The following is a 13,442-nucleotide window of genomic DNA, read 5'->3' on the forward strand; positions in this document are numbered from 1 at the left end:
AAAAAAGAGGGAACATCAACCGGTTAAAGTCGTGTCCCCTCGTCTAGCTATTAATTTCAGTTTGTCTTGCTGCCTTTACTTCGGTTATGGGCATCACTGATCTGTTTAGCCGTAGACGGCTTATAAGTTCCTACTTTACTTGTACGACGACTTGTTTTACTGATGCTGCCACGTCCCACACTTTTATTAACTTTTGCCATTAACCTTCACCATACCCCTGCATCATCTTTTCGATTGCAGTTAAAGGGCGGTCTTCGGTTTTTTCTAGCTTGATGAATCCGGCTTCCTTACTATTTTCGTTCGTCTGTTCTTTCGACCATAGTTCCTCATACCCCTGTGCCATCAATTCATATGCTGATTTCTTCATTACTTAACATCCCCTTTGTTTAATAGTTGGTCTTTCACTCGTTCCAGTGTGTCTACATCATTGATTCCTTGAATAGCTGCTACAAACAGTGCCATTGATTCGTCTTGGAGTTGTCGAATACGCTGCCCCCGTTCCAATGCTTCTTTGTACTGCTTCATGTTATCCATGCGTCTGCTTCCCCTTTCGTGACTATAAAAAAGAACGAGGCAATTTACCTCGTCCGTGTGTTTATCTTTAGTGGTGGGTTCTTACTTCTTAAATGTGTCTTTGTTATTTGCCGTCACGTTTGCCAATCTATCATTTTCTAAAATTGCTTGAATTTCATCTTTATAAATCAACGGCGAATACGGTCCATCGTGTTGGTTTGGTCGATGTACATTAAGCTTGAAGGAATAGAACGTATCGGGCAGTTTTAAGCCGACTTGTTTATGAATGTCTTCAAATTTATTACGATATTCTTTTGAGTATTGAGTTTTCGCTTTACTGTATTCGACAAGTTTGTTGAGGTAAGCTAACTTCAAATCGTTAAGTTCTGCGAACATCATTTTGAACTCTTTTGCCTTATCTGCATCATATTGCTTACGTTCTTTCTCAACGGCATCCTTCGATTTAGCTAACTCTGCTTGAATTGCCGTGTCGATATTCGACAACATTTCAGTGGCAGCTTGTATCTCTTTTTGAAGTCTCAGACGTTTGTCACGAATCTTTGTATTTGGTTCAGTTTCATTCAAAATCGCTTCATTGAAGTCGTCTTGTTCTGCTTGGTACAAGATTGCTGATTCATTTTTTAGTTCCTCAATCTTAGCGATAAGCTTTCGCTTACGTTCCTCACCCTTTGCAATTAAATTAGTTACCTTATTGATAGTGTCACCTTTGAATAAATTCATAATCTAATCTCCTTTTCAGGTCATTTAACCCGTTTTAGTGTTGTTTCTCCATTAATAAGTGCTTCTAGTTCGTCTAAGTCTTCGTTTGAAAATCCATACTTCGACCGATCTTCACCTTCCGTCTTGTTCAATACTTCCTTCTTCTCGACAAGAAGACCATGAATCTTAGCGTATAGTTCCATATGCTTGTATGAACCGGCTTGCATCTTCTCGGACAAAACTCGATAGAATTTAGGCATCTCTTGCGAACTCATTTCCTTTTGGAATTTGTCGTGTAGTGCCTTACCTTCCTTACAGTTCTTCCATACAGACAACGTTTTTCGACTAATATTGTGTGATGAAGCGATTTCTTCCATCGTTTCTCCTGCTAACGAACGTTCAAAAAAATCTTTCAAAATGTGCTTTTGAGTAAATGTTAGCGGTCGTACCTTTTCCATTTGTCAAACTTCCCTTCTGCGTTTTCTACGATGATTTGAATAGCGATTATTTCGGAGTCAGTTACTTCCGTGTGCTTGCGTAGACCTCGAAGAATGCGAACTTCATTTTCTCGTGTGATCGGTGAAGCTTCTCTTTCTAGACTGGCTAGGTATCGTCTAGCAATTCCCGTCACGTCTGCTAGATCTTGAAGCTTTATGTTCCTCACCTCACGGGCGATTCGCACCGTCTTTCCCCGTAGCTTGAATTCATCTTTCATGTGGCTGCGTTTCCTTTCATTTTTCGGTATGTTTTAGGCGTCAAAGTACAAAAATGTAACCTATTTAGGTAAAAAAATAAGCAGAACGATTACGAAAATCGTTCATGCTAATGGCTTTAAAGTCGTATTTGATTATAGGTTCGAAAAAACGGTCATTTATTATTTCTTACTCTATTAGCCGGCTAAGAGGTCTAAATACAATAAAATACGGTATATGAAATAAAAATGTCACATAAAAAGGACGCTACTACACGTCCCCTTTCCCAATTCCTTATTCTTCTCGTCGTTCATTTCCTTCTAATTCGTCTAACATGATCTCTAAGCCATCTGAAATGACTTGCGATTTAAAACCTTTCTCGTACTTCTTCGAAAGTCGTTCTAACCGCTTCGCTAAGTCTGGATCAAGGAAGACTGTCACCCGGACTTTCTCTTCTTTGCTGCTTCTTAAGTCTTTTTTCTTTTTGTATTTCGACACATCGACAATTTCCTGTGCTGACTTTTCTTCTTCTTTTTCCTTCTCGTTCGTTAGGTTTGCGAATTGATTCGGTACTTTTCTACTCATTTATGACTTCCTCCATTAATTCGTAATAAGCATTCAACAACTCTTTGTCTCTCGCACTGCCCTTTTCAGACAACACGGCAGGTTTCCCCTCGATTGCTACTGATTCGGCGTACTTAATTGATTGTTTGATGACTGTATCGAACATGCGAACACCGATTGATTCGCAGTATTGCTTCGTCTGCTTCATCAATTCTTTGTGTAGGAACGTGTTGCGTACCATTGTAGCCAACACGCCAGATATCACAATCGGGTTCTTACGTCGTTCATTGTAGTAACCAACCATATCAACCGCTTTACGCAGCCCTTTCAAGGCATAGGGTTCTAGTTGTAGTGGAATAATCACTTTGTCAGTGATGCTTAGGATATTCCCGACATTCAAAGAGTATGCCGGCGGCGTATCAACAAGAATGTAGTCATAATCGTCTCTAATTTCACGAATAGCTTTCTTCAAAAGATCAAACGGTTTTATGCCCTCTCGTTCGTATGCCGTCCATATAAGGTAATCTAAATCGTTCAGTTCATTTTTCGCAGGAATGATATCCATGTTAGGCAATATCGACTGTTTGACTTCATGGAATGATTTTTCACCCTTGTATACGTCGAACAATGAGTAAGGTAAAGACTCCGAATCTATCCCGAATGAGTCTGACAAGTTCCCCTGTGGATCTGACTCGATTAGCAGCACTTTCTTATCGGGGTGTCTCTTCGCTATCGCACTTCCTAGATTGCTGACAATAGATGTTTTCAGTACGCCACCTTTCGATATGGTGACGGTAATCACTTCTCCCAAAACATAGCCCCCTTTCAAGTCTGTATGCCACTTCATTATACAACATTATAAAACTTCATCAATATACTTGAATTTTATTGTTGTAGTATAAACTTGTAGTACAACGTTGTAATTAGTTAATTAATGGTGTACTATTAGATTAAATTAACCGGACGATTCTTATTCAGATAGGAGTTTTTACATATGAATTTGTTAGAAGACTTAGAAACAACCACAAAAGACATTACGGGACGCAAAGTAGCATATATTCGTGTTTCGACAGAGGGACAACGGTTAGACCGTCAACGTGAAGCATTGGAAGAGGTAGGATGCACGGTGTTCTACGAAGAAAAGATTTCGGGTACTATTCGCAACCGTCCGGAACTGAACCGAATGATTGACGAGTTACAGGAAGGCGATACAGTCTATATTGTTGAGATCTCACGCCTTTCTCGATCATCAATCGACTTACAAACAATCGTTAAAGAAATAGGCGATAAGAAAGCACACCTAATCAGTTTGAATGACAGATGGTTAGATACAACCTCACCTTCCGGACAGATGATCTTTACAGTTATGTCTGCCGTTGTTCAGTTCGAACGGGATATGATTAGCCAACGCACTAAGGATGGTATGAAGAGTGCTAAGAAGAAAGGTAGCAAGATTGGACGTCCGAAATTGGATTCAGACAAAGTAAGATATGCTATCAAGCTTTACGTAGAAAATTTGGAGACGAAACAGTATTCAGTCAATCAGATTTGTAAGTTATCCGGCGTATCAAAACCGACACTATACAAGAAGCTACGTGAGAAGGAAATCATTGAATAATTAGATACAAAAAAGAAGCCCCCGAATCCGGTTAAGGAAACGAGGGCTTTTGTCTTCTTGCAAAGATACGGAAGAATATATGAATTGAAAAAGAAGATTAAAATATGGCTGCAACGTTCTCATGGCAACAGAAGATTGCAGTTCTACTTTAATGATCTAGACAGAACTTATTACCTTACTTTTCTTTGTAAACAACAGATAATCTCATATCTATTTTGTACAAAGTCTAGTTTACGAACCAAGTGAGTGAACACGCCATTAGGCGTAATCACTTGAATTTGATTCTTTAACAAAAGAATAGACGTGTTCATTAAAAGCTTAATCGCTAAAGCGATTTGTTTTTTTAAAAGACTTAATAATTTATAACTACTATTCTTTTCTCTATGTATATAGCCATTCTAAGGGCTTTCCGTACTACACATGATTTTAACTTTTTTCTGACCCAATTCAAAAAACGCCGAAACCCCTTCTGCCCCAACGGTTTCAAGCTTTATTAAGTTTCAGTTACACACTTGTAGAGACATAAAGGTAAGAAAATATCCTTGTGTCCTTAAAGCTTCAATAACCGCTTAACATCAACGTTTTTCAAGTTTATCTATCACAATCACAAGGGAGTGTGTCACATAACTTGTGGTTAGTAAGTTAGATCCAACCTCAACCAAAATTGACTATAAAAGCGTCACAAAGAATCTATGCGTTTCCCAACCTTAAGTATCAAATAGAAAAAAAGGAGACGCAAAGATATGGCTATGAGAGACGTTCACAAAATCGATTACAACAAAGAAGAATTAAATCAAGCAATCGTAAAACACATACAAAATGGAATGACTCGTAATGAGATTTCCGAGAAACTAAACGTTAGCACACGTTATATTCATTCTGTTCACTCTACTCACCATGTACAAATCAAAGCGAATAAAATAGCTGAAGGAGGGGTTCACCTATCCTATTTAGGACGGAGGTTAACAGATGGAAAACCGTCCCCCGTCACTACGTATAACGTCTTTGATCTGACGCCCCAACAACGTGAAGAAATGGGAATAGACATTTCAACATTCGCTAGCCCGAATCTTAAACGATGTAAAGAATGCAATCAACGAAAGGAAGTATCAGAGTTTTATAAACGCAAAGCAAACAAAGATGGATTGTCTGGAAAGTGCAAGTCATGTTCCAAAGAGAACAAACCTACAAACGTTTAGTTGGGACGGGCCTGTACAAGCCACAGGACGCCGTATACTGGCTTTCTCGTTGTTATCTACCTCGTACTATTAAACTACCTTCCGATGTCTTAGAAACGCCTTTGAACAACGTAGTTGAATGTTGTACTACAACTATAAACTTGAACAATAATATTCAATATAATGGTTCCTACTTTAAGTTGTTTGTTGTTTTTTAAACGAACACCCTTTAGAAGCGTTAAGAAGCCGTATGAGGCGTTTTAAGACATTCATGAAGAATCGCTTTCATAGACAGACAGAATACAATACAGACGATTACAGGCGTTCTGACGACATCTCAACGCTAAGAGTTTCCCTATCCTTACAATCTGAACAGAATTAGCCACTATATCCAGTTGAAAGGCATTCTTAAAACACGTCCCTGCGTCCAATCAGTAGACCGGGGCGTTTTCTTCTGCTTCAATCAGTTCGTTCATAGCTGCATCTTCGACCATTTGCTTGAATGCGTTGGTGAAATAGCCAACTGGACGGCGTACTGACTGTCCGTATTCGCTTAGTTTGCGTTCTTTTCGTACTAATGCGTTGATCGCTTCATTAGCGAATGCCTCGAAATTCGCTTTCGTTACGAACTCATACCCGCCTTTATGGTAGGAATCCATGATATGTACGGCATTGAGGAAGCAATCTTCAATAATATCTGCACTATCGTAGAATGGCTTAAGCTTACTCACTAAAAATCTAGGTACATAACTTTGTACATATGATGAGTCACGTTTCTTACGTAAAGAACTTAAGGTATTTTTTGAAGTATAAAGGGTTTTTAAAGCATCCCCCTCGATTTCGGGCGTCGGAACCGCTTGTTTATGCGGTGTTTCGGCGTTTTCTCGTTCCGTCAATTGTTTGTCTTTTCGTTCCGTCAATTGTTCCGAATCGCTAAACAACTCGAAGATGAAAAGATTGTTTCCCTTCAAGTTCCGACGGCGTTCTGACTTGCTGCCCTGCTTTGTTTCGATAGTCCGGATGATGCCCAGCTTCTTCGCCTTACGTATTGCACGTTCAAACGTTGAACGGCTAGGGGCGTACATTTCCCCCTTACGTTTGATTAAGTCGCTAATAATCGTCCCGATCTTCGCATAGACGACACCGACAATCTTAGCCCCCCAATTCTTTAGGGTTTTAAGTGCAATCAATTCACCTTTACTGAAAGCGTCACGGTGTTTTTTCATAGCAATGTAGAATGATTCGTTAAAATCATCTAATGTTTCGAAGCGTTGTAGCTTCTTGATGTCTTCAAGTTGGTTGTTATACACGACGAAAAGTCCTCCTATTGTCTAGGAAGACTCCACCCCTTCGGTACACCTAAATACTTTTCGTTATATTCTAAATATATGTATAGAGAGACTTTCCCCTTGAAATAACGGAAAGCCGTATATATAATAGACTTACAACGAAAAGTCATAGGGCTTTCCCGAATTGCTGGCAGGCGTGGGGGGAAGTCCTCTTTTTTTGTTCTTTTTTATGTATTGCTTTCAATCATCATCTAAAGTTACGCATACACGTAAATAGTGAATCACGTTTCATTCGTGAATTAATCTTATTCTACTAAAACCCTTCCAATACTACAATACTAGCTTTACATTCTCTTCCTTTCGCCCGTTCTGATGCGGCGAACTCATACCCAACGTACATACACCTTACCCGATGCAACACACACCCTCTGTATACATAAGAAAGACGGGTTAGCCCCGTCGATCCGTCATTTATATTCAAGATTCGTGAAGTAAAATTCCTGTTCGTTTTCGTTCATGTCTTTTAATGCTGCTTCTTCTGTCTTGTCGAACTTGATAGCCGTAACAATATTGATTGGATACGTGCTTACGACTTCCCACACGTGCGAATTATTTTCGATATGTTCTGTGATATCTCGGTAGGCGACGACAATAACCCGATTTGTCCCTGCTACATATCTAATGTTTTCAACTGAACCCGGTTCTTTTGATTGAAACTTATGTAAGTCTAGTAACGCTTCTGCCATCAAGCCACGATCATTTACGCCTTCCAATGTGTACACGATTCCTTCTGCCTTTTTCATGTTAAATCCCCCTTGAATGTTGGTGTTCAAACGATATTTACGGCTTTCAGTTACCTGTCGTACGTATATACGCCCCGTGAGTTGCATCGAAGCTTGTCGTTACGGGCAATCTACCGTTGGAAGCACGTCAGAAGCCGTTCACACCGTTTGTTTCTGTATCTTACATGAACATTGTATACCTTCATCGTCGATTTGGTAAAAACCGCTTATCTTAAACAAGCCCTAGCGTTGTTTCAAACAAGCCCCGGTGTTGTTTGCAATAAGACCCGGTTAAACGTTGGTTATCGGCATAAAGATAGCCGCAAATACGTCCAGTGAATTATGATAGTAAAGAGGATTACCAATAACTAGAATGTCCTCTTATATTTTTACACTATTATGAAGTCGAGGGTGATGTTAATTATGGATAAGGTTGTAGAATTGTTGGTTAAATCAGTCGGAATTATAGATAAAGCCGACCCTGTTTTAACAATTGTTTTAGCTGGACTTAATATCTGGATAGTATATCGAGTTTACAAGTTTACTCAAAAAATGAGTCAATCAAAACTTTCATTGTCTCCAGAATTTACGGCGACGGTTTTTGAAAGGCTAAAGAGAGACGATAAACTAGATTATGACGAAGAGTTTTATATTGATTTAGATTTTATCGGAGAAGGATTCCCACTCGAAAACTGTCACCACGGAGAAGAAACTTTGTCTATCAAACTTAAAAATCGTGGCGATTTACCTTCCACAGATATAAAAATTTTGTTAGAACTAAAAGTATATAAAACTCAAATAGAGTACGACCCGCAAAATTTAGATAGTCTAGATGTTATTGGTGAAAAGAAAGAGTTACATACTACCAAAGAGTTTGTCATCACTAAGGGGTATATGGGTGCTGATGAGGAACATTTATTCAAACTAGTCGGTATCTATGGTCAATTTAGAGAATCTGAACTTATTTTGAAAGAAATCAAAGCGAATGGTCATGTGTATTTCAAGGAAAAAACTTTAAACGGTTCGCCTAAGCAGGCGGTTATTCATCATTACAAACATCCGTCCTTAAATATCTCAACAGGCAATTCACAAAAAGAAGCGTCATTTTATGGACACCGTCTTTTATGGGAAGAGTCGGAGAATTTAAAGAGAGAAGAAGAAGAATTTGCCCGAGGATCCGGGTGGTAATAAGTGGGACTCATTGATGATTAATATTATTAAATCCACCAAAGAAGAGGTGTTCGATGATGTTCAAATCACTGATGAAGATGTTCAAAAAGGACGAAGCAAACAAAACGGCTGCGGTAACAGTAGAACCGGTGTCTGATTTTGTAAAGATCGAGATTCACTACATTCCGGAAGAAAGGTAATACATAAGCCCTTAACGGGGCTTTTTCTTTTGAAAATGATTGTTCAATTTACGGAAAAAAGAAAAGACGAGTTGCCCCGTCCTCATAGTTTTTAAGCTTCAGTCTTCTTTTATGAACCACCAAACCGTAAGGACTGTAGCCGTTATTCCTAACGCTACATTTATCCAAGTAGGAATAATGTTTACTATAAAAGAGATAGCGACGGCGAACGAAAGGGAAATCAAGGGGTTTTGTATTAACTTTCTTTTTATGCGTGTTGATATTGAAGCATTTTTTTGAACCTTGAGATTCCCTTTAATATCTCGTTCAAAGAAATTTTCTATAAATTCCACTTTCCTTGCGGTAGAGTGTTGGATTTTTAAAAAATCCTTTCCTTTCAATAGTAATTTATATTCTTCTGTTCCACTTAAAAAGTCGTCCCTCATCATGCCGTTAAATACGGCTAGGTTGTACAACTTCCCTTTTCGATATTTTGGTTTTACAGAGGTAATGTGTTCAGTATGTCCTAACATATATCCATCTTCAATGAACTTTTCATCGTACTTTTCTTGAAATACTTCGGATAAATCAATTGAGTCTTTTGTATTTGGTTCAATCGGATTGGGGTCTACACTCAATTGAGAAATTCTTTCGTTAATTTTTCTCCAAGAATAACCTGTGTTGACCATATTCCAATGTATCCATTGAACTTCATCTTGAATCTTAGGTTTTACATAGTCGTAAAATTTCTTCAAGAAATCACGTTCTAAACGTCTAAGTGCGTCTGGGCTTATGTCTTCGTCGATCTTCACATTTTGAAGCCTTGCTTCTTTGGCAAGACTAAATATTTCAGTGGTTTTCCCGTAAGGTCTAATAGCTATTGCAGAAATAGTAGGATTTTCTTCAACTAGAAAATTACCGCACGCATAATGAATAAAAAAGGTTCTTCCACTTTCATATTTTTTTAAGTTCATTTTGTGTTCCTCCATTTGATTATTGAACACTAGATTAGTTTCAATTTTAAAATCTTTTGAAATCGGTGCGTATTAATACATATAGTTTACCTAATAAAGAATAAAAACATCACCAAGTGACGACACATTTTTCGTATCTATCACTCGATGATGTTTATTTATTTAACTATTTCACCTTCGTACAGTTTCCAGTTGAATTGTGAGTCTACATCACCTCGTGATCCGACAACACCTTTCACCTTCACTTCATCGCCGTTCTTAATTCCTGATTTGCTGCTTTCGTCCTTCAACTCTACAACGATTGTGTAAGGCAGCAACTCTTTATTATCAGTGCTGATAGTTGCCCAATCTTGACCATTGTAATCGTCCGAAGACACTAAGACGATGCTATCGCCCATCGCTTCCGTATCTGCTACTGTACCCGTCCACATCACTTCTTTGTTGTGTACGTAAGTATCATAGACCATAGATCGTTCATCCTTTGGGACACCATAGAAAGCCGTCGTGTACGCATTGAAGTCGGCAGTCATAGAATCTGCGAACGGGTGGTTCTCTACTGCCGCTGCTTGTTCTGCACTTAGAGGGGCTTTAGCTTCAAGTACCTGTACGAACTGTTCCGACTTATCTTGATTCGCTTTAAGCAATACGAAAACATTGTCTACCACTTTGGATGTATCAGAATCCGGCTTCTCGTATTTCTTAGCTTGTTCTACCGTTTCGTACTGCATGATATCGGCTTCCGGTGTTCTGATAGCTTTTACAAGGCCTTCTGAACCCTCATACTTGCTTGTCACATCTTCCGCTTCGCCAGTCACTAGACCCGATTCTTTCAACCATGAATAGGCGTCATCGGCAGTCATGCCCGTTTCTTCTTTTGCTACTTCTTCTGTACTTGTTTCTTCTGCTGCTTCTTCGCTACCACAAGCTGCCACAAGACCGATTGCCATAACAGAAGCCGCTAAAAATGCGTATTTCTTCATATCGTGTTCCCCCTAATTGTTTATTACTTAGCAAATAGGGCTTTGTCTGCCGCTACACCGTCATGTAAAGTTCCCGATACCGTACCGCTATCTGTATCGACAATGATTGTTTCCCACTGTTCTTTTAACGTCATTTCTTCTGCATTGAATACACCGTAAGTTAGCATAGGCATACCGCTTATAACACTGAATCCGGTACCGTCCTTCAAGTCGATAACAAGGTAGTTAGCGTCTTCATACTTATCTGCTTCGTTTTCAAAGAATGATAATAGGTTCTCTTCCGTAATCACATCTTTTGAAGAAGCTACATAAGCGTATTCACCTATTTGTTCTGTTCCTACACCGTTCATAAGTGGACGCATCTCGACTTCTCCGAGGGCGTTTTCTGATTCGGCAGCGACAACTTCTTCTTCTACTGCCTCTTCTTCGGCGGCTTCCTCTTCAACTACCGTTTCTTCTTCCGTCACTTCGGTTGCTTCCTCTTCGGCTACAACCTCTTGTGGTGCTGCTTCTTCTGTTGTTGTTTCTTCGTCCCCACCGGTCGCTAAAGCAACTACAACTAAAGCTGCCGCACCGATGACAAGCATCGTTCTTTTCTTCATTTCATACCCTCCTATGGTTTCTCTATTAGTAGATTAACACCAAATAAGGCAAAGATTGATGATTTATTAGGAATTATCTAGAATTTATTGTTTGTTATGTCGATTATTTAGGTCAGATCCTTCGGTAAAATGCATAAAAAAGACGGGTTTCCCCGTCCTTATAGTTTGATTCGATACGAAATTTTTTTAGGATCTTTAAGGTATGCTTCTGACTCGAACTCTAAGATGTATTCCTCTTCTTCTTCACGAACCGAGAAATTCACAACACCTTCTACGCTTTTTCCATCTTCTGCCCAACCATAATCACCTTCATCGTTTCTGTATAGAGGGCGTTCACTTCCATCCATTGTGTACAAACGGAATTGGAAAGGTGAAACAGTAAGTTCTTCGAATCCTTTGATCCCTACTTTGTTGTTAACCATATATCCGATTTCGAGTTTTGGACCGCCCGGATTTTCAAAAGTCCGTTCTGCCCCGATATCAAATGTCCGATGTAGAGACGTGAGTCCGAAAATCACACCTTGATTAACTACAACATCTTCTGAATTATATACTCGTTTCGGATCTTCATCTTCTACGTAATAAACGCCTTCCGGAATCTCCGCCTGTGTTTCCGACTCCATAAACAGACCTATGTAAACGAATGATGCGATTGAAATAATTCCTAATGTAGCTAGACCGTAAAGCAAGATTTTTTTGAACATGGTGTTCCCCTTTCGTGTTTCCAAAAATAGTAAGTATGTTAATATAATAACCTAGTGAATTTTAATAACAACCCTATTTGGACAAAAAAAGGGGGGGAAACCTTCTTTTTCAACTAGCTATTTACTTGTCAACAAACCAAACAATCTTTTTTAAAAGAAGTTTCTAATGAACGTTGAGTGATGCGTAAATGAGTTGTAACTTCCGGACGGTATTTCCGGTGAAAAATTGGTTTGAACCCTCTGTCTGCGGCGTAGCATATGCGACCCCCCGGGTGGCCCCCTCTTCATTTCTCCGCACTTGAACAATCATATTCAAATACACACGCAAATATGGCAGCTACTTTTGAGAGTGGTTTGAGGGAAAAACAAATGGCTTCATTAAGCGATTCTTATTTGTCTGATTTCGTTTCCCTTTAACCAATGTTTTTGGGAACAACAGATAAGCGAAACAATTCGGTGCAATGGAACAAGATCGGACGTGAACAATTCAATCCCTCTTAGCCCTGTCTATGTAACTGGTGACTATCTATATATCTTTTATATGTATTTGTCTTTTTAAGTAATAGTTCTTTTTAGGGGGAAGGGGGGCTTCACCTATATAGAGGAAGGACACCTTCACCTATTCCAACAACAATAGGGGAAGACATACTTCATCTATTTGTTATCACTGATCTTGAATACAGGAAGGTAGCCTTCACCCAATTAATAGAGGAAGATACACTTCACCTATCGCCCTGTGTTGTTCAATAGAAGGTAGTTGGTCGTTAAGCTAGTTCTCACTGCATTGTACGGGACGATTAGTTCAGGTATTCAGTCTAAAACAGGTTAAGTTAACCGATTAATTTATTAACCGCTTTTATTAACTAATCCGTGCTTCATCCTATGCGGTTCAACTGTAAAGTAAATCACCTTGACAAATCGGTTAAATAAACATTCCTTTTCTTAACCGAGGTTCCATTACGATTTAGATCAAATCCGTCGTATGAAGTGAGATAACGAAACCTTCCCACGGGAATAAGAATGGAAGTAGACACGTTAACTCTTTACCGTGGCAAAGCATTGGTGTTGCTGCATTTACAGACATATGGAACTAGATACTTCACAACGGATGAATTTCGAGACGTTACCCTTTGGGCGGATTTCATGTACGTTTGCCACGTCATAAATCGCTACCTCCGTCTATTCTATGTACAAAACCGGACACTATAAGTAGTTTGATTTGTTCTGTTCATTTATATCAAATACCGTAATGACATACTTAAAAGTTTAACTACAACTAAACACTTAATATATTAAGTACAACGTTTAATTATTACCTCATACTTGAATAGTAGTGTTCAACAAGACACAAAAAAAGAGGGAACATCAACCGGTTAAAGTCGTGTCCCCTCGTCTAGCTATTAATTTCAGTTTGTCTTGCTGCCTTTACTTCGGTTATGGGCATCACTGATCTGTTTAGCCGTAGACGGCTTATAAG

Annotated in this window: 16 protein-coding genes; 4 read left to right on the forward strand and 12 right to left on the reverse strand. The window is 39.1% G+C overall.

Annotated features, from left to right (window positions below):
* Nucleotides 1-199: 199 nt before the first annotated feature.
* From EVJ29_RS15430 to EVJ29_RS15145, 6 genes are all read right to left on the reverse strand, one after another.
* Complete coding sequence (locus tag EVJ29_RS15430; RefSeq protein WP_161567369.1) at nt 200-367, reverse strand: hypothetical protein; 168 nt, start codon at nt 365-367, stop codon at nt 200-202.
* On the reverse strand, nt 367-534 hold the full coding sequence (locus EVJ29_RS15435; RefSeq protein WP_161567370.1) for a hypothetical protein: 168 nt from the start codon (nt 532-534) through the stop codon (nt 367-369). Before EVJ29_RS15435 ends, EVJ29_RS15430 begins: the two co-directional genes overlap by 1 nt.
* Nucleotides 535-615: 81 nt before the next feature.
* Entirely contained in the window at nt 616-1,254 is a 639-nt protein-coding gene (locus EVJ29_RS15130) for a hypothetical protein (RefSeq protein WP_131505319.1), read from the reverse strand.
* Nucleotides 1,255-1,274: 20 nt separating this feature from the next.
* A complete protein-coding gene (locus tag EVJ29_RS15135) occupies nt 1,275-1,691 on the reverse strand; it encodes a phBC6A51 family helix-turn-helix protein (RefSeq protein WP_131505320.1) in 417 nt (138 codons plus the stop codon).
* A 528-nt stretch (nt 1,692-2,219) separates the two neighbouring features.
* Entirely contained in the window at nt 2,220-2,510 is a 291-nt protein-coding gene (locus tag EVJ29_RS15140) for a hypothetical protein (protein ID WP_131505321.1), read from the reverse strand.
* Nucleotides 2,503-3,291, reverse strand: a complete 789-nt coding sequence (locus EVJ29_RS15145; protein ID WP_236633574.1) for a ParA family protein — start codon at nt 3,289-3,291, stop codon at nt 2,503-2,505. The genes EVJ29_RS15140 and EVJ29_RS15145 overlap by 8 nt, the downstream gene beginning before the upstream one ends.
* A 192-nt stretch (nt 3,292-3,483) precedes the next feature.
* Between EVJ29_RS15145 and EVJ29_RS15150 the strand changes: the two genes are divergently transcribed.
* On the forward strand, nt 3,484-4,107 hold the full coding sequence (locus EVJ29_RS15150) for a recombinase family protein (protein ID WP_131505323.1): 624 nt from the start codon (nt 3,484-3,486) through the stop codon (nt 4,105-4,107).
* A 743-nt stretch (nt 4,108-4,850) separates the two neighbouring features.
* Complete coding sequence (locus EVJ29_RS15155) at nt 4,851-5,306, forward strand: hypothetical protein (protein WP_131505324.1); 456 nt, start codon at nt 4,851-4,853, stop codon at nt 5,304-5,306.
* Between the two features lie 410 nt (nt 5,307-5,716).
* Here EVJ29_RS15155 and EVJ29_RS15160 read toward each other — a convergent pair whose 3' ends face one another.
* A complete protein-coding gene (locus tag EVJ29_RS15160) occupies nt 5,717-6,595 on the reverse strand; it encodes a hypothetical protein (protein WP_131505325.1) in 879 nt (292 codons plus the stop codon).
* A gap of 446 nt (nt 6,596-7,041) precedes the next feature.
* Entirely contained in the window at nt 7,042-7,377 is a 336-nt protein-coding gene (locus EVJ29_RS15165; protein WP_131505326.1) for a hypothetical protein, read from the reverse strand.
* Between the two features lie 402 nt (nt 7,378-7,779).
* Between EVJ29_RS15165 and EVJ29_RS15170 the strand changes: the two genes are divergently transcribed.
* Both EVJ29_RS15170 and EVJ29_RS15650 read left to right on the forward strand, forming a co-directional pair.
* Complete coding sequence (locus EVJ29_RS15170; RefSeq protein WP_131505327.1) at nt 7,780-8,544, forward strand: hypothetical protein; 765 nt, start codon at nt 7,780-7,782, stop codon at nt 8,542-8,544.
* 16 nt (nt 8,545-8,560) lie between these two features.
* Nucleotides 8,561-8,683 (forward strand): hypothetical protein, encoded by a 123-nt coding sequence (locus EVJ29_RS15650; protein WP_269089670.1) that lies wholly within the window; start codon nt 8,561-8,563, stop codon nt 8,681-8,683.
* A gap of 141 nt (nt 8,684-8,824) precedes the next feature.
* Here the strand turns inward: EVJ29_RS15650 and EVJ29_RS15175 are convergent, their stop codons facing one another.
* The 4 genes from EVJ29_RS15175 to EVJ29_RS15190 all read right to left on the reverse strand — a co-directional run bounded on the left by EVJ29_RS15175 (nt 8,825) and on the right by EVJ29_RS15190 (nt 11,965).
* On the reverse strand, nt 8,825-9,679 hold the full coding sequence (locus EVJ29_RS15175; RefSeq protein WP_131505328.1) for a hypothetical protein: 855 nt from the start codon (nt 9,677-9,679) through the stop codon (nt 8,825-8,827).
* Between the two features lie 158 nt (nt 9,680-9,837).
* Nucleotides 9,838-10,659 carry a hypothetical protein gene (locus EVJ29_RS15180; RefSeq protein WP_131505329.1) on the reverse strand — a complete coding sequence of 274 codons (822 nt, stop codon included), beginning with the start codon at nt 10,657-10,659 and terminating at the stop codon, nt 9,838-9,840.
* A 23-nt stretch (nt 10,660-10,682) separates the two neighbouring features.
* Nucleotides 10,683-11,261, reverse strand: a complete 579-nt coding sequence (locus EVJ29_RS15185; RefSeq protein WP_131505330.1) for a hypothetical protein — start codon at nt 11,259-11,261, stop codon at nt 10,683-10,685.
* A gap of 158 nt (nt 11,262-11,419) precedes the next feature.
* Nucleotides 11,420-11,965 carry a hypothetical protein gene (locus EVJ29_RS15190; RefSeq protein WP_131505331.1) on the reverse strand — a complete coding sequence of 182 codons (546 nt, stop codon included), beginning with the start codon at nt 11,963-11,965 and terminating at the stop codon, nt 11,420-11,422.
* Between the last annotated feature and the right edge of the window lie 1,477 nt (nt 11,966-13,442).

The sequence above is a fragment of the Exiguobacterium sp. SH4S7 genome (assembly GCF_004336795.1).
GTDB classification, from domain to species: Bacteria; Bacillota; Bacilli; order Exiguobacteriales; family Exiguobacteriaceae; genus Exiguobacterium; species Exiguobacterium aurantiacum_A.